We start from the raw sequence: 16075 nt of genomic DNA, 5'->3' as shown, positions 1-16075 counted from the left end.
CCGACGTTCCCAGCTGACTTCCAGGTGAAGGAGGCCGTCATGTCCACTCTTCCCCGCGCCCTCACGCTCGCACCGGGCGCCGCCGTGAACCCCGCCGCCGCACGGCGCGCCGCCCGCCGCCGGGCCCGTCGCGAGACGGCCACCGCCTGGGGGTTCATCAGCCCGGCGGTCGTCGTGATCCTGGGTCTGAGCATCGTGCCCGTCATCTGGTCGCTGCTGCTCTCCTTCAGGGCCGACGATCTGGTCACCCCGGGCCGCTGGGTCGGCCTCGACAACTACCGGGCGCTGATCCAGGACCCCGACTTCCGTACGGCCGTGGGCAATACGCTGCTGTACACCGCCCTGTACGTGCCGCTCAGCCTGCTCGGCGGACTGGCGCTCGCCCTGGCGCTGAACCGCCGCATCCGCCTCATCGGCCTCTACCGCACGCTCGTCTTCGTTCCGTTCGTCGTCTCGGCGACCGCGCAGGGCGTGCTGTTCTCGTTCATCCTCGATCCGGAGTTCGGTGCCGCGAACTCCCTGCTGCACAAGATCGGCCTCTCCCCTCAGGGCTTTCTGACCGACCCGGACCAGGCGATCTATCTGCTGGTGCTGATCTCGCTGTGGAGCGGCGTCGGCTTCTGTGTGGTCGTCTATCTGGCCGCGCTCCAGGACGTCCCGCCCGAACTCGTGGAATCCGCGCGGATCGACGGGGCGGGCCGCTGGCGCGTGCTGCGCCACATCACCCTGCCGACCCTCACCCCGGTCACCGTGTTCCTGCTGCTGTGGCAGCTGATCACGGCGCTCCAGGTCTTCGACCTGATCTATGTGACGACGAAGGGCGGGCCCCTCGGCTCGACCGGCGTGGTCGTCTACTTCGTCTGGCAGCAGGCGTTCCAGATGTTCACGGCGGGCTACGGGGCCGCGGCGGCGTACGTCCTCGCGGCAGCCCTGCTGGTGGCGGGCGGGGCGCTGCACCTCGTACGGCGCCGGCAGGCCCCTACGGAAGGAGCGGTCCGATGAGTTCACCCACCGCCTCCCGGAGGCCGAGCGCCTGGCACCTGTTGCTGGCGCCGCTCACGCTGTGCTTCGCGCTGCCGCTGATGTGGCTGGTGCTCAGCTCGGTGATGTCCAACGCGGAGATCAACCGGTTCCCGCCCGCGCTGTGGCCGAAGGGCATCGACCTGGGCGGCTACCGCTATGTGCTCGGAAACGCGATGTTTCCCCGCTGGTTCGCCAATTCACTGATCGTCGCGTCGGCGGCCGTCCTGTCGAATCTTCTGCTCGGGGCCCTGGGCGGTTACGCCTTCGCGCGGATGCGGTTCGCCGGATCTCGGGCGCTGCTCGGGCTGATGCTGGCGACGATGGTGATCCCCTTCCAGCTCACGATGATCCCGACGTTCCTGGTGATGAAGGAGCTGGGGCTCATCGACACGCTCGGCGCGCTGATCGTGCCGTCGCTCGTCACCCCGTTCGCGGTCTTCCTGTTCCGGCAGTTCTTCCTCGCCCTGCCCCGCGAGATGGAGGAGGCGGCCTGGATCGACGGGTGCTCGCGGCTGCGGGTGCTGTTCTCGATCGTGCTGCCGCTGGCCCGGCCCGCGCTGGCCACGGTCGCGGTGCTGACGTTCCTGAGCACCTGGAACGACCTGTCCTGGCCGCTCATCGCGATCAACCACGACACCCAGTACACGCTGCAACTCGGTCTGACGACGTTCCAGGGACAACACCACACGCGGTGGTCGGCGGTGATGGCGGGCAATGTGATCACCGTGCTGCCCGTCCTGATCGCGTTCCTGCTGGCGCAGAAGACCTTTGTCCAGTCGCTCACTTCGAGCGGGCTGAAGGGCTAGGCGGCATGAAATCCTTCGATCTCCTGGTCGTCGGCGACGCCAATCCGGATGTCGTGGTCGGCCCGCTGCGCGGCCCCCTTGTCTTCGGGCAGCGCGAACAACTCGTCGAGCACGCCGGGCTGGTGCTGGGCGGCTCCGCGGCGATCATGGCGTGCGGGGCCGCTCGGCTCGGGCTGCGGGTCGCGTTCGCGGGCCGGGTCGGTGACGATCCCGCGGGCGCCTTCGTGCGCGAGGCGCTCGCCGGACGCGGCGTCGACGTCGGCTTCCTGGTCACGGACCCCGTTCTGCCCACGCCCCTCACGACGGTCGTCACGGCCGGGGACGGGGACCGGGCCATCCTCACCGCACCGGGCTGTCTCACGGCGACCGGTCCCGAGGACGTGCCGCGGGACCTGCTCGCGGCCTCCCGGCACGTGCACGCGGCGTCGTTCTTCCTGATGCCCCGTCTGGCACGGTCGCTGGCCGGGGTGTTCGCCCTGGCCCGGGAGACGGGCGCGACGACGTCCCTCGACACCAACGACGACCCCTCCGGGCGATGGGATCACCAACTGCTCGACCCAGTACTGAAGTTCACCGACTTCCTGCTGCCCAACGCGGCCGAGGCGTGCGCCCTGTCCGGGGAGACCGAGCCGGTCCCGGCCGCCGCCCTCCTGGCCGGCCGGGGGCCGACGGTCGTCGTCAAGGACGGCGCGAACGGAACCCTCGCCTGCACGGGGACACGGCTGTCGCGCGCGCCCGCCGTCCCCGTCGACCCGGTGGACACCGTCGGCGCGGGCGACAGCTTCGACGCCGGATTCGTCGCCGCGACCCTGCGGGGTCTCGACCTGCGCTCCGCGCTCACGCTGGCCGCCGCCTGCGGTTCACTGTCGACGCGGGCGCACGGCGGGACGGCGGCGCAGCCCACCTGGGACGAGGCCCACGCCGCGATCTCTTCCCGGTCCTCATCCTCCCGGTCCGCCTCCTCCCGGTCGTCGTCCTCCGCGGCCTTCGACCGCACGGGCCACCCGGGCACACCTGAAAGCGCGGACCTCCCTGACGCCACCCCGCACCCCTCGAAGGCCCCGAACACCGCCGAAGGCCCGGGCACTTCAGAAGCCCCCCGCACCTCCGACACCTGGAGCCGCTCTTGACTTCCTCCCCCGCCTAAAGGCGGGGGATTCCAGCGGTCGCCCGTTGGGTTTCCTGCTTCGCCGACGACCGCCCCGTCCGGGAGGACTCCCGTTGAGGTCTTACACCGTCTCCACAGGCAGACACCGCCAGCCCGGCGGCCAGAATGTTGCATGCCGCGTTCACGTCGCGGTCATGCGTGGCACCGCAGTCGCACGTCCACTCACGGACGTTCAGCGCCAGCGTGCCGCGGACCGCTCCGCAGGCTCCGCACTGCTTCGAGCTGGGGAACCAGCGGTCGATCACGACGAGTTCGCGCCCGTACCAGGCGCACTTGTACTCGAGCATCATGCGGAGTTCCGTCCAAGCCGCGTCGGAGATGGCGCGTGCGAGCCTGCCGTTCTTCAGCAGGTTGCGGACGGCGAGGTCCTCGATCACGACCGTTTGGTTCTCACGGACGAGACGCGTGGTCAGCTTGTGCAGGAAGTCGCGGCGCCTGTCGGCGATCCGGGCATGCACGCGGGCGACCTTGCGGCGGGCCTTCTCCCGGTTGGAGGAGCCCTTCACCTTGCGGGACAGCTCCCGCTGGGCCTTCGCGAGTCGGGCGCGGTCGCGGCGCTCGTGCCGGGGATTGGCGATCTTCTCCCCGGTGGACAGGGTCACCAGGGAGGTAATTCCCGCATCGATCCCGACGGCCGCCGTGGTGTCGGGGGCCAGGGTGACCGTGCCTTCGCAGAGCAGCGACACGAACCAGCGGCCCGCGCTGTCGCGGGACACGGTCACCGTGGTCGGCTCCGCGCCCTCGGGCAGAGCACGCGACCAGCGAATGTCCAGGGGATCCGCCATCTTCGCCAGTGTCAGACGCCCGTCGCGCCACGCGAAGGCGCTGCGCGTGTACTCAGCCGAAGCGCGAGACCTCTTCCGGGACTTGTAGCGGGGGTACTTGGCCCGCTTGGCGAAGAAGCTCCCGAACGCCGTCTGGAGATGGCGCAGCGCCTGCTGGAGCGGGACAGAGGACACCTCAGCCAGGAAGGCGAGTTCCTCGGTCTTCTTCCACTCCGTCAGTGCGGCGGACGATTGCACGTAGGACATGCGGCGCTGCTCGCCGTACCAGGCTCGCGTGCGCTCTTCCAGCGCCTTGTTGTACACGAAGCGGACGCAGCCGAACGTGCGGGACAGCTCAACTGCCTGCTCACCCGTGGGGTAAAAGCGGTACTTGAACGCCCGCTTGACCTGCTGCACCACGCCTCACACCCTATCGACTTCCGTGTGAGCAAAGGGAGTCGACCGCTAACAGGCGAGCACCGAATGGGCCTGCCAGTAGTCCGGCTTTCCATGCCCTGCTCCGCAGGAGTCCGCATCCATCCCAGCCTGAAGGCCGGAGTATCCACGGAGGTAACCCGATGAACGCACTCACCACCCCGAAGATCACCTTCATCGGAGCCGGGAGTGTGGTGTTCACCCAGGGGCTGCTGGCCGATCTGTTCACTTTTCCCGAACTCGCCCACGCGCGGATCGCGTTGCACGACATCGACCCGGAGCGGCTCGCCACGGCGGAGGGCGCCGCCCGGTACATCGCCGGTGTGCGCGGCGCCAAGCCCACGATCACCTCGCATGCCGAGCGGCGCGCGGCCCTGGAGGACGCCGACTTCGTCATCAACATCATCCAGGTCGGCATGGACGGGGCGACCCGCACCGACTTCGACATCCCCGCCCGCTACGGACTGCGCCAGACCATCGGCGACACACTCGGCATCGGCGGCATCTTCCGCGCCCTGCGCACCTTCCCGGTGCTCCGCGGACTCGCCTCCGATATGGCCGAACTTTGCCCGGACGCACTGCTGTTGAACTACACGAACCCGATGGCGATGAACGTCCTCTACCTCAGCCGCGTCGCCCCGGCCCTGCGCGTCACGGGCCTGTGCCACTCGGTGTACTGGACGATGCACGACCTCGCCCACCTGATCGACGTCCCCTTCGAGGAGGTCACCCATCTGGCCGCCGGGGTCAACCACCAGGCGTGGGTGCTGCGTTTCGAGCGCGCCGGCCAGGACCTCTACCCGCTTCTGGACGAGGCCATCGCCAAGGACCCGGGACTGCTGCGCCGGGTCCGGGTGGACATGTACCGCCGCCTCGGCCACTACCCCACCGAGACCAGTGAGCACTCCTCGGAGTACGTGCCGTGGTATCTCCACCACGACAGCGAGATCGAGCGGCTCAGGCTGCCGGTCGGCGCCTATCTGGAGATCATCGAGGAGAACGCGGCGAGCTACCGGCGCACCCGCGACGCCCTCGCCTCGGGGGAACCCCTCCCTGTCGAGGGCACCCTGGAGTACGCCCCGCAGATCATCCACAGCACACTCACCGGCACCCCGCGCACGATCTACGGCAATGTGCCCAACCGCGGCCTGATCGACAACCTCCCGGCGGACTGCGTGGTCGAAGTCCCTTGTCTGACCGACGCGTTGGGGGTGCAGCCGACCCGCGTCGGCGCGCTGCCGCCGCAGTGCGCGGCGCTGAACAGCGCGTACGTCGCCGTCAACGACCTGGTGGTCCGCGCCGCCACCGACGACGAGCCGCGCCACATCCGGCACGCCGCGATGGCCGACCCCGCGACGGCCGCCGCCCTCCCTGTCGAGCGCATCTGGGACCTGTGCGACGACCTCGTACGGGCCCACGGTGATCTGTTGCAGCCCGAGCTGAGGGCGCAGTTGGGCCACTGAGCCCAGTTGCGCCACTGAGAAGCCGGAGGCCGGGGCCGCGGCCCGCCGGAGTCGCGGTTCCCCGGACTCGGGTCACAGCGCCCGTCGCCGGGTCGGTGCCCTCGTCGGTTCTCGGTCCCCGGTCTCCCGGTCTCTCGGCCCTGGTCTCCCGGCCCTGGTCTCTCGGGCTCCGGCCGTGGTCCCCGGTCCCTCGTTCCCGGACTCGGGGACGCGTGGCCGTTCATCGTCACCCCTAGGGGGTGAGGCCGGAGGGGGTCGCCTGTCGCAGGCTCGGTGATGAGTGGCTGCGATCGCAGCCCCTGCATCGGAGGTTCTGCCATGGCAACCACCCAGCATCACACTCACTCCAAGACCTCCATGACGGCGGCCGGCGGCTTGATGATCTTCGCCTCGGTGATGCTGTTCGTCTCCGGCGTCCTGGACATCCTGCGGGGCGTCATGGCGATCGCCCAGGACGACGTCTTCGTCACCAGCCCGAACTACGTCTTCAAGTTCGACCTGCCGAGCTGGGGCTGGATCCACCTGGCACTCGGCGCGGTCGCGGTGGTCGTGAGCCTCGGCCTGTTCACGGCGGCCACCTGGGCGCGCGTGATCGGCGTGGGCATCGCGGCGCTGCTGATCATCGCCAACTTCCTCTCCATCCCGTACTACCCGGTCTGGTCGCTGACGCTGATCGCCCTGTACGGATTCGTCATCTGGGCACTCTGCGTGGCACGGCCGGACTCGGGCGACGAATTCTGAGTCCACCACCGACCGCGCCCCGACGCGTCCGCTGATCACAGGAGGTGCAGGTCGCGGGCTCGTCGTACGGCCTCGCCCCGGCGGGTCGCGGCGAGCTTGCGGTAGACGCTCTTGAGGTGGGTCTTGACCGTGTTGACCGACAGATGCAGGTCGGCGGCGATCTCCTCCCTCGACATCATCTGCGCCAGGCGTTCCAGCACCTCCCGCTCGCGGTCGCTGAGCGCTTCGATCACCGGTGCCGGACCCATCTGCGGGGCCGGCACCGTGGCCCGGACCCCGGCCATCGACGGAAGCCAGTCCTGGCCCTGGGCCAGCGCGGGCCGGCGGCGCACGAGTGACCGCAGCCAGGGGCCGACCTCCACGAACGGCCGTCTCAGGTGCTCCGGCCTGGCCAGGCGCAGGGCCCGGGCCACCAGCCGCTGGGCGGTGGACTCGTCGCCCAGCGCGTCCGCGGTCTGCGCCCGCGCCAGCAGCACCCGGACGATGACGCCCGGCCCCTCGTCCGGCTCGGTGGAGAGTTCGTCGAGCAGCACGAGCGCCGCCTCCTCGTCGCCGGTCGCGAGCCGGGCGCGGGCGGCGGCCACCGTGGCCCCCGGCCCGACGGTCCCCTCCTCCGCGAGCACCTCCAACGCGACGAGCGGATCACCCAGGGCCAGGTGCGCGGTGGACATGTCCAGGGCGACCCGGTCGCCGACCCACGGTGAGGGCTCGACACCGTGCGGGGGTCGCCGCAGCTCCTGAAGGACGCGCAACGCCTCCTTCGGATGCCCCTTGGCCAGCAGTATCCGGGAGCGCACGAGACCGAGGCCCGCCGTCGCGACGGGATCGTGCGAGGCCGAGGAGGAGGCGGTCGCCTGGTCCAGGTGCGTCTGTGCCGCGGCCAGATCGTCACGGTCGACGGCGACCGCCGCCAGGACGAGCTGGGCGACCCCGGTCCGGGCGGCGGGCGGCAGGCCGGAGCGCTCCGCCTCGGCCACCGCCGCCCGCGCGTGCGACTCCGCGCGGCCGGGCCGGCCGCACAACAGGTCGATCAGGGCGAGCCGGCTGAGCGATTCGTGCCGGGGGTACGCGGTGGAGGGTCCGTCGTCCACCCGCACGGCCGAGGACAACGCCGCCCGGGCGGCGTCGAACCGCCCCGCCCACAGCTGCGCCGATCCCAGGTCCGTGAGCATCAGGGCCGTCAGCTCCGGGTGCTGTTCGAGCCGCTCGGCCGGCAGGGACCGCTCCGCCGCCGTCACGTCCTCGGCCGCCGCCTCCGCCATGTCGGCCGAGCCGATCAGCCGGGCGGCGAACACCCGCAGCAGCGCGTGGCTCAGCCGCAGGGCCGCCGCGTGGGCGTCCTCGCCGGCCAGGTTCTCACCGGCGCGGCGCAGATGGTCCAGGCCCCGGTCGACGTCGTGCCGGCTCAGCTCTCGGGCGGCGCGGACCAGGCACGCGGCCGGCCCGGCGGCGTCCGGGGCCATGGCGGCGAAGAGTCCGTCGAGCCGCTCGGCGTCGAGTCCCGTCAGCAGCTGCCCGATGGCCAGTTCGTCGATGAACCGGCCCGCCGCGAGCTCCCACTCGCCGGACCCGGCCGCGTGCGGCAGTGCCTCCGCCAGCAGTCCGGCGTCACTCAGCCAGCGGGCGGCCCGCCGGTGCAGTTCGGGTTCGACTCCCGGAAGCCTGACGCGCAGATGGACGCGCAGGATCTCCGCGAACAGGGGGTGCAGCCGGTACCACGAGTGGCCGATGGCCTCGACGAACGCGTTGGCGTGCTGGAGTCCGGCCAGGATGGGTTCCGCGTCGTCCCGGCCCGTCAGGGCGTTGGCCAGCTCCGGGTTGATCTGTTCGAGGATGCTCGAGCGCAGCAGCAGGTCCTGTGTCTCGTCCGACTGCGCCTCGAGCACCTCGGCCAGCAGGAAGTCCGCGAGCGTGCTCTGGCCCGCCTCGAAGTTCTTGATGAACGTGTCCGGATCGTCCACGTGCTGTGCCGCGAGGATGCACAGCCGCAGCCCCGCGGCCCAGCCCCCGGTCCACTCCGTCAGCGACCGCGCGCCGTCGTCCGTCAGCCGGATGCCGTGGCGGCTCAGCAGGGCGGCCGTCTCGCCCGGCACGAACGCCAGGTCGGCGCCCCGGACCTCGGCGACCTCTCCGGCGGCGCGATAGCGGTGCAGCGGCAACTGCGGTTCCGTACGGCTGATGATCACAAGGCGCAGCCCGTCACCCGCGTGGCGCAGGACGAACTGGAGTTCGTCGGCGACCTCCGCCGAGGCTCCCACCCGGTCGAACTCGTCGAGCACGAGGATCACCGGATCCGCGCGCTCGCTCAGCCAGGCCGCGAGCCGGGTCAGCAGCGAGTGGTCCACATCGCCGGGGCTGGAAGGGCTTCCGATGTCGTCCGGGACATCCGCCCCGTGACGCCGCAGGGATTCCAGGACGTACGTCCAGAAGATGCCGGGTCCGGTGTCCTCGTGTTCCACGGTCAGCCAGGCCACGTCACCCGGGTGGTCCATGGTGGAGATCCAGTGGGCGACCAGCAGTGTCTTGCCCGCGCCCGCGGGCCCGTTCACCAGGGTCAGGGGGCCCTGAACACCCTCGGCGAGACGTCCGACCAGACGCGGTCTGCGCACGAAGGTCTCCGTCAGGTCCGGGACCGTGAACCGGACGGCGAGCAGGGGGTCACCCCCTGGGGTCAGGAGCCCTGCCATGGGGTTCTGCCTCCGCGATCTCTCGGCTGCGGCGACGCGTTCGATCCGATGCGGTCGGGGTCCACAGCTCCCTCCCCGGTGTAACCCCCGCACACTGATCGTCACCCGCTGTGCCGAAAGTCGCAAGGCAGACTCCGGTCGCCCGCGGCGGGTGAGGCGCGGAGCGCGTTCTTCGGGTGTGATGGGAGCGGAGCAGGGGCCGGACGCCACTCTCCGGCGCACCAGCGTCGCGGGCCGACTCGATGAGGTGGTTACCGGTGAAGCACTGGCGCGCTCTGATGGTGCTCGGCACGGCCCAGTTCCTGATGGTCCTGGACACCTCCGTGATGAACGTGTCCATCAGCCAGCTGGTCGAGGATTTCGACACCGAGGTCACCGCCATCCAGGCCGTCATCACGCTCTACGCGCTGGTCATGGCGGCCTTCATGGCCACCGGCGGGCGGCTCGGCGACATTCTCGGACGCCGTCGCCTGTTCATCATCGGACTGATGGTCTACGGCGTCGGGTCCGCCCTGACCGCCGTGGCTCCCACCCTGTGGGTGCTCACGCTCGGCTGGTCGGTCATCGAGGGCCTCGGTGCCGCGATGGTGCTGCCGGCCATGGCGGCTCTCGTGGCGGAGGCCTACACCGGACGGGACCGGGCCGTCGCCTACGGCGTCATCGGCGGGCTCGCGGGCGCGGGTATCGCGGTCGGACCGCTGCTGGGCGGCTGGGTGACGACCTACCTCACCTGGCGGCTGGTCTTCGCGGGTGAGGTCGTGGTCGTCGTCGCCATGCTCCTCTTCCGCGGGGTGATCACGGAAGCGGCCCGGCCCGAGCCCCGGCCCCGCCTGGACGGCGTGGGTTCCGCGCTGTCGGCGGCAGGGCTGGCGCTGGGCGTGTTCGGTGTGCTCCAGAGCAGTTCCTGGGGATGGGTACAGCCCCGGAACCCGCCGTTCACCATCTTCGGGTTCGCTCCGACGCTGTTCGTCGTCGCCGCCGGAGTGCTCGTCCTGGCCGTCTTCTCCAAGTGGGAGCGCCGGAGGGAGGAGCACGGCGCCGACCCCCTGATCCATCTGTCGCTGCTGCACAAACTGCCGCTGCGCTCCGGACTGCTGACGCTGGTCAGCCAGAACCTCATCCTGCTGGGGCTGTTCTTCGCCATCCCGCTCTACCTCCAGGTCGTGCAGGGCTTCGACGCGTTCGAGACGGGACTGCGGCTGCTCCCGGTGTCCGTCACCATGCTGGTGGCCTCCGTACTGGCGTCCCGGCTGGGGCGGGTCATGGGGCCGCGGCGTGTGGTCAGGCTCGCCCTGCTGACCCTGCTCGGAGCCATCACGTGGCTGCTGGCCACCATCGACCCGGTCATCGACGACGCCCAGTTCGCCGGGGCCATGGCCCTGCTGGGCGTCGGCATGGGCCTGATGGCCTCGCAGCTGGGCAACGTGGTGCAGTCCAGCGTGGGCGAGGAGGAGCGCAGCGAAGTCGGCGGGCTCCAGTTCACCGCCCAGAATCTGGGCTCCGCGCTGGGTACCGCGCTCATCGGATCGATCCTCATCGGCGCCCTAGCCCAGGCCTTCACCACCCAGGTGGCAAAGAATCCGGACGTGTCGGAGGAGGCGCGCCAACAGACCAGCATCGCGCTCGAAGCGGGTATCAGTTTCGTCCCGACCGACGAGGTGCGTTCGGCGGCCGAGCAGGCCGGGCTTCCGCCGGCCGAGGTGGACGCCGTCACGGACTCCTACGCGACCGCGCAGCTGAACGGACTCAAGGCGGCGATCCTCGCGGCCGGCGGCATCACCCTGGCCAGCTTCCTGGTCACGACGCACCTGCCGACCGGGCGGTCGGGCCGGAAGGAATCACCCGACCCCGGTGCCCCGGCCGGATCCCTCGGCCCGGCGTGAAGGCGAGAGGCGGGATCCCCGGCCGAGGTGGCTCCTCCAGGCCGAGGTTCACCTCTTGCGGGTGAGGGCGGGCGGGGCCGCGCGGCGGATGATCGTGGGGAAGGGTGCCGTCCGCCTGCCCCAGGCCGCTCGCCGTGGGGAGCCCCACATGCAGTACGAGATCCGCGTCGAGGGACATCTCTCGGAGACGCTCTCCGAAGCGTTCCCGGAGATGGACCACGTGCTGATCTCCGGACAGACCATCCTGTTCGGCCCGGTCGTCGACGAGGCACATCTGTACGGGCTGCTGGCCCGCTGCCGCTCGCTGGGGCTGCGCGTGGTGGAGATGCGCCAACTGCCGGAGCAGCCATGAGGATCACCCGTCGGGGGTGACCCGCCGGACGCCGGCGCACGGGACGCTGGAGGCCGGGAATCCACCCACCGTCCCGTGGGCGGTCCGGCAGTGGTCCGCTCGACCGTGTGAGGAGGAACCATGACCGAATCACGTGGTTCGGCGCCGTACACCGGATCGGAGCCCAGGGCCGACGGGTCGGCCTCCGCGCCCCCGGGTGACCCCGCGGCGGTGCTGGCCGGCGTCGGCGCCTCGTGGACCTGGCTCCTCGGCTCGGCGTTCGCGACGCTGATCCCAGGCATCCTGGTCCTGGTCTGGCCGGAGGAGACTCTGCACATCCTGGCGGTTCTCCTCGGTCTCTATCTGCTGGTGATCGGCCTGTTCCGCTTCGTGTCGGTCTTCGGCCACCGGGAGCAGGGCAACCGGTTCGCCGCACTCCTGATCTCGGTGCTCTACGTGCTGGCGGGCGTCCTGTGCCTGCGCAACCCGCTGCAGACCATCGCCGCGCTGTCCCTGATCGTCGGCGTCGTCTGGCTCGTGTCCGGCGTGCTGACCGCGTACACGGCAATCGCCAGCAAGGACCTGCCCCATCGCGGCTTCGTCCTGTGCGCGGCGGCGATCGGCATCATCGCCGGGATCGTCGTGCTGGCGCTGCCGACCGAGTCGGCCCGCGCCCTGACCCGGCTGCTCGGCCTGTGGATGGTGCTGATCGGCCTGGTCGAGCTGGCCGTGGCCTTCGCCTGGCGAGCCGCCCTGCGCAGGGCGGTCTCGACGGGACCACGTGACCCGGCCTCCCCCTACTGAGCGCGTTCGAGCACAGCCCGCGGCACGCACAGAGCCCCGCGCGACCCCTTGAGTCGCGCGGAAGGCCGGGCATACTCATGATCCCCTGCCCGGGCGCCGGCCGGATGATCACGGCCGGCACCTCGACGCGCGCCCGAATCCGGGCGCCGGCCGATGAGCAGGCCCCTAGTGAGCGGACGTAACAAAGGGCATGCCGACATTCATGGCCAGCAGGCACGACGACCGCGTGCCGGTGAACAGCGAGGGGGCGCCGCCGAGGCGCTTCGAGCGGCTGCGGCGGCACCGGCGGGCGCTGTTCGTCGTGGCCGTGGTCCTGCTGCTGGCCCAGATGGCCTTCGCCATGGTCACTACGGCCGTGGAGCAGACTCCGACGATCGACGAACCGGTGTACGTGGGCACGGCGGCGGTCTACGTCCAGCAGCACGACCTGCGCTACAACCCCGAGCATCCACCGCTGGGCAAGCTGATCATCGGGAGCGGGCTGCTGTTCGAGCGTCCTCACCTCGATCCCGCGTTCCAGGGTGATCAGACGGAACTCGGGCGGCATCTGCTGTACGAGTCCGGCAACGATCCCTGGCGGGTGATGCTGTGGGCCCGGTTGCCGGTGATCGTCCTGACGCTGCTGTTCGGCCTGGTCGTCCTCGCCTTCGCCCGTGAACTCGTGGGCCGCGTGGGCGCGTCGGTCGCCCTCGCGCTCTACACGTTCTCCCCCGACGTGATCGCGCACGGCTCGCTGGCAACGCTCGACGTGCCGGCGTCGGGATTCCTGCTGACGTCGGTGTGGCTGGTGTGGCGGGCCAGGCGACGGCCGCTTCTGTACGTGCCCCTTTCCGGAGTGGCGCTCGGCGCGGCGGTGGCCACGAAGATGAGCATGCTGCCGGCCGTTCCGTTGCTGCTGCTCCTCACGGTCCTGTCCGTCTGGCAGGCGGGCCGTCCCGCCCCCACCGCGATGCCGCCGAGCGACACGCGGGCGAAGGTCCGGCTGCTCGGACTCGGTGCGGCGGCCGCGGCCGGGACGGCTCTGGTGGCGGTCGCGGTGGTGTGGGCGACCTATCTGGCCGTCGATCCGCGGCTGCGCTGGACGGCGCCCGCGGACCTCCCCGCCGTGCACGGGCTGCGCGCGCTGGTCATCGACGGGCTGCCCGTGCCGCAGCCGTACCGGGACGGGATGCGGGTCCAGTTCGGCTTCGAGAACACGGTCTGGGCGGGCTTCCTCTTCGGCCGTCTCTACCGCGGCTCCCTCTGGTACTACCTGCCGGCCGCGCTGCTGGTGAAGACCCCGCTCGGCATGGCGACCCTGTGGACGGCCGGTTCCGGAGCGCTGCTCGCCGTGCGCCGGCTGCGGCCCGCCGCCCCGTACCTGCTGCTCCCTCCGGCGCTGCTCCTGGCCACGGCGATGACCGGCTCCCGCGATCTCGGCGTGCGCTACGCCCTGTTCATGCCGGTGTTCCTCGCGGTCGCGGCGGGCTGTGTCGTCGTCGTGCGCCGGCGGTGGGCGGGGATCGTCACGGCGGCACTGGTCCTGTTCGTCGGCGTGAGTTCGCTGCTGACGTACCCGTACTACCTGCCGTACTCGAACGAGGCGTTCGGCGGGCCGGAGAAGACGTACCTGCGCCTGCACGACTCGAACGTCGACTGGGGTCAGGACCTCGGACGCCTCGCCGACCGGCTGAAGCGGAACCACCCGCGCGAGAAGGTGTGGCTCGTGTACAAGGGCGCCGGTGTGCCGTCCGCCTACGGCATCGACGCGGCCGATCCGCGCACGGTGCCCGCGGACCGGGTGCACGGGCTGCTCGTCGTCTCCGACACGTCGATCGACAAGGCCGACGCCCGGCTGAAGGCCCTGCTCGCCACCAGCCGCCGGGTCGACGAGGTCGGCCACTCGATCACGATCTTCCGCCGGCCATGAGCCGATCCGAAGCCACCGGTGACCGGTCACCGGCTACCCGGTCACCGGTCACCGGGTAGCCGACGCCTGGCACGCGCTGTCTGCCGTCTACTGCCCGCCCATCGTGAGGCGACGCGACGTCACCCGCCAGGGATGAGCAGGTCGAATACCCGCTCCCACCGGAAGTCCTTCCGCTCGCCGTCCTGTTGGACTTCCCCGGCGTACGGGTCCCCGAAGCGCACGCCCATCCCGCGCAGCCGCTCGACACTCGCGCGATAGGCGGGGTGAGCCGCCAACGCCTCGTTCACACAGGGCAGTACGGCGATCGGGACGCCGAGTCCGTACGCCTCGCACAGCGTTCCGAGGGCGAGGGTGTCGGATATGCCGGCCGCCCACTTGTTGACGGTGTTGAAGGTGGCCGGCGCGAGGGCCACCGCGTCCGGCGCGGGGAAGGGACGCGGGTCGCCGGGAGCCCGCCAGGCCGAGCGGATCGGGCGGCCGGTGCGCGCCTCGACCGCCTCCGCGTCGAAGAAGCCCAGGCCCTGGGGGGTGGCGATGACGCCGACCTCCCAGTTCCGCTCGTGGGCCGCGGTGATCAACGTGCCGATGTCCTCGGCGATGCCCGCCGCGCAGACGACGACATAGAGGAAGGGCTTCTCGGTGGGTGCGCTCACACGGGAACCCTAGTGAGGATCCGGGACCCCTACTGGAGTGGGAAGGCCGCTCCGCGTTCCGACTCCGGGCGCGGCCCGAAGATCCGGCGCTCCTTCTCCTCGATGGGCACGTCGTTGATGGAGGCCTCGCGCCGGGTCATCAGACCGCGCTCGTCGAACTCCCACAGCTCATTGCCGTACGAGCGCCACCACTGGCCGTCGGCGTCCCGCGACTCGTACTGGAAGCGTACGGCGATGCGGTTGCCGTCGAAGGCCCACAAGTCCTTGCGCAGGGCGTACTCCCGCTCGCGCGCCCATTTGTCCGTGAGCAGCTCGACGATCTCGGCGCGGCCCGTGACGAAGGTGTCCCTGTTGCGCCAGCGGGAGTCCTCGGAGTAGGCGAGCGCGACCTTGTGCGGGTCGCGGGTGTTCCAGGCGTCCTCGGCGGCCTGGACCTTCTGGAGGGCGGTCTCGCGAGTGAAGGGCGGCAGCGGCGGGCGGGCGGTCATGGGGACTCCTCGGCGCAGGGGCGTGGATCCGACGAGAGGAGAACGGACGTTCTCCTCTTCTCTTCGGCTAAGGTAGAGAACGACCGTTCTCCCGTCAAGGAGCCCTCCGCATGGACAGCACGACCGCCCGGGAGCAAGCGCTCACGCTCGCCCGGGAGCAGGCCCTCGACGCCGCGGAGCGGCTGTTCTACGGCCGCGGTATCCAGACCGTCGGGATGGACGACATCCGCGGATCCTCGGGCGTCTCGCTCAAACGGCTCTACCAGCTGTTCCCGGCGAAGGAGCAGCTGGTGGAGGCGTACCTGGAGCGGCGCGACATCCGCTGGCGGGAGCGGCTCGCCGAGCACGTCGACGGGCAGCGCGATCCCGAGCGGAGGATCCTGGCCGTCTTCGACTGGCTGGGCCTGTGGTTCGCGGAACCCGACTTCCGCGGCTGCGCGTGGATCAACTCGTACGGCGAACTCGGTGCCACCTCGGAGCGCGTGGCCGGGCAGGTCCGCGCGCACAAGGCGGCGTTCAGGACGTATCTGGCCGGGCTGGTGAGCGCCGCGGAACTGCCCGCCGCGCTCGGCGATCACCTCTTCCTGCTCGCCGAGGGCGCCATGGTCACGGCGGGCATCACCCGGAGCGCCGAGCCCGCCGCCCAGGCGCGCGCGGCGGCCCGGCTCCTGCTGAAGTCAGCGCGGTAGGGCCCCGGTTCAGCCGGCGCGCTCCGTCACCGTGATGGCGGCGACCGGACAGGCCCGCGCCGCCTCCCACAGCATCGGGTCACCGCCACCGCCCGTGCGGCCCGGCAGCAACTCGCTGAATCCGTCGTCGTCCTGGGTGAAGACGCCGGGAGCCGCGAGGGCGCACTGGCCCGCGCCGATGCAGACGTCCTTGTCGATCGCGATGTCGGGGTCCATGCCCATCCCCACAAC

14 protein-coding genes and 1 pseudogene are annotated in these 16075 nt (G+C 70.9%); 10 read left to right on the top strand and 5 right to left on the bottom strand.

The features are described 5' to 3' along the window. The first annotated feature begins 39 nt into the window (after window positions 1-39). The 3 genes and pseudogenes from OG788_RS38530 to OG788_RS38520 form a co-directional block, all read left to right on the top strand. Window positions 40-1002, top strand: coding sequence for a carbohydrate ABC transporter permease (locus OG788_RS38530; RefSeq protein ID WP_406375606.1), 963 nt, complete (start codon window positions 40-42; stop codon window positions 1000-1002). Continuing rightward, entirely contained in the window at window positions 999-1829 is an 831-nt protein-coding gene (locus OG788_RS38525) for a carbohydrate ABC transporter permease (protein WP_351538182.1), read from the top strand. Before OG788_RS38530 ends, OG788_RS38525 begins: the two co-directional genes overlap by 4 nt. Window positions 1830-1834: 5 nt before the next feature. Further along, a pseudogene (locus OG788_RS38520) lies at window positions 1835-2761 on the top strand (carbohydrate kinase family protein); the annotation flags it as partial. 211 nt (window positions 2762-2972) lie between these two features. Here the strand turns inward: OG788_RS38520 and OG788_RS38515 are convergent. Next, a complete protein-coding gene (locus OG788_RS38515; RefSeq protein WP_406375605.1) occupies window positions 2973-4181 on the bottom strand; it encodes an RNA-guided endonuclease InsQ/TnpB family protein in 1209 nt (402 codons plus the stop codon). Window positions 4182-4339: 158 nt separating this feature from the next. On the opposite strand from OG788_RS38515, the gene OG788_RS38510 reads away from it, so the two are divergent. Both OG788_RS38510 and OG788_RS38505 read left to right on the top strand, forming a co-directional pair. Next, window positions 4340-5659 carry an alpha-glucosidase/alpha-galactosidase gene (locus tag OG788_RS38510; protein ID WP_406375604.1) on the top strand — a complete coding sequence of 440 codons (1320 nt, stop codon included), beginning with the start codon at window positions 4340-4342 and terminating at the stop codon, window positions 5657-5659. 318 nt (window positions 5660-5977) lie between these two features. Next, entirely contained in the window at window positions 5978-6400 is a 423-nt protein-coding gene (locus tag OG788_RS38505; protein WP_406375603.1) for a hypothetical protein, read from the top strand. Between the two features lie 35 nt (window positions 6401-6435). Here the strand turns inward: OG788_RS38505 and OG788_RS38500 are convergent, their stop codons facing one another. Further along, window positions 6436-9087, bottom strand: coding sequence for a LuxR C-terminal-related transcriptional regulator (locus OG788_RS38500; protein ID WP_406375602.1), 2652 nt, complete (start codon window positions 9085-9087; stop codon window positions 6436-6438). A 257-nt stretch (window positions 9088-9344) separates the two neighbouring features. Here OG788_RS38500 and OG788_RS38495 point away from each other — a divergent pair, with 257 nt between their 5' ends. The 4 genes from OG788_RS38495 to OG788_RS38480 all read left to right on the top strand — a co-directional run bounded on the left by OG788_RS38495 (window position 9345) and on the right by OG788_RS38480 (window position 14014). Beyond that, a complete protein-coding gene (locus OG788_RS38495; protein ID WP_406375601.1) occupies window positions 9345-10970 on the top strand; it encodes an MFS transporter in 1626 nt (541 codons plus the stop codon). 148 nt (window positions 10971-11118) lie between these two features. Beyond that, on the top strand, window positions 11119-11322 hold the full coding sequence (locus OG788_RS38490; RefSeq protein ID WP_261707285.1) for a hypothetical protein: 204 nt from the start codon (window positions 11119-11121) through the stop codon (window positions 11320-11322). Window positions 11323-11442: 120 nt separating this feature from the next. Next, window positions 11443-12105 carry an HdeD family acid-resistance protein gene (locus OG788_RS38485; protein WP_406375600.1) on the top strand — a complete coding sequence of 221 codons (663 nt, stop codon included), beginning with the start codon at window positions 11443-11445 and terminating at the stop codon, window positions 12103-12105. A gap of 202 nt (window positions 12106-12307) precedes the next feature. Next, window positions 12308-14014, top strand: coding sequence for an ArnT family glycosyltransferase (locus OG788_RS38480; protein ID WP_406375599.1), 1707 nt, complete (start codon window positions 12308-12310; stop codon window positions 14012-14014). A 119-nt stretch (window positions 14015-14133) separates the two neighbouring features. On the opposite strand, the gene OG788_RS38475 is transcribed toward OG788_RS38480, so the two are convergent. Further along, complete coding sequence (locus OG788_RS38475) at window positions 14134-14667, bottom strand: flavoprotein (protein WP_406375598.1); 534 nt, start codon at window positions 14665-14667, stop codon at window positions 14134-14136. Window positions 14668-14696: 29 nt separating this feature from the next. After that, the gene (locus OG788_RS38470; RefSeq protein WP_406375597.1) at window positions 14697-15155 is read right to left on the bottom strand and encodes a nuclear transport factor 2 family protein; all 459 of its coding nucleotides are present in this window, start codon (window positions 15153-15155) and stop codon (window positions 14697-14699) included. A gap of 110 nt (window positions 15156-15265) precedes the next feature. Here OG788_RS38470 and OG788_RS38465 point away from each other — a divergent pair, with 110 nt between their 5' ends. After that, window positions 15266-15844 (top strand): TetR/AcrR family transcriptional regulator, encoded by a 579-nt coding sequence (locus tag OG788_RS38465; RefSeq protein WP_406375596.1) that lies wholly within the window; start codon window positions 15266-15268, stop codon window positions 15842-15844. 9 nt (window positions 15845-15853) lie between these two features. Here OG788_RS38465 and OG788_RS38460 read toward each other — a convergent pair whose 3' ends face one another. Further along, window positions 15854-16066: a ferredoxin gene (locus OG788_RS38460; protein ID WP_406375595.1), complete on the bottom strand. Its 213-nt coding sequence runs from the start codon at window positions 16064-16066 to the stop codon at window positions 15854-15856. Window positions 16067-16075: the final 9 nt, after the last annotated feature.

This window comes from Streptomyces sp. NBC_00647, from assembly GCF_045207245.1.
In the GTDB taxonomy this organism is placed as follows: domain Bacteria; phylum Actinomycetota; class Actinomycetes; order Streptomycetales; family Streptomycetaceae; genus Streptomyces.
Note: the sequence above shows the minus strand (reverse complement) of the source record. Positions and strands in the feature narration are given on the sequence as shown.